We start from the raw sequence: 255 nt of genomic DNA, 5'->3' as shown, positions 1-255 counted from the left end.
TCGACATCACCGGATCCCGCGACACCGTCATCGTCCGCGTGTCCGCCCCATTTCCCATCCCCCGGCTGGACGACACCCCCGCGGTGAACACCACCGTCCCGGTGCTCGAGGCCGCCCGCGGCATCCAAGCCGACCTCCACACCCGCCTGACCCGCCTGTTCGGACGCGAGGTCTCCCGGGTAGACATCACCCTCACCGGGGCCACCACCCCGAAACGAAAGCGAGTGCGCTGATGACCGACACCACCCTCCGCAC

At 69.4% G+C, this 255-nt stretch carries 1 pseudogene; it reads left to right on the top strand.

Annotation, left to right across the window (positions count from 1 at the left end):
* Nucleotides 1–233, top strand: a pseudogene (locus MRBLMI1_RS05925) (hypothetical protein); the annotation flags it as partial.
* Nucleotides 234–255: the final 22 nt, after the last annotated feature.

The organism is Microbacterium sp. LMI1-1-1.1 (assembly GCF_040815675.1).
GTDB lineage: Bacteria > Actinomycetota > Actinomycetes > Actinomycetales > Microbacteriaceae > Microbacterium.
The sequence above is the reverse complement of the archived record's forward strand: the minus strand, read 5'-3'. Positions and strand labels throughout refer to the sequence as shown.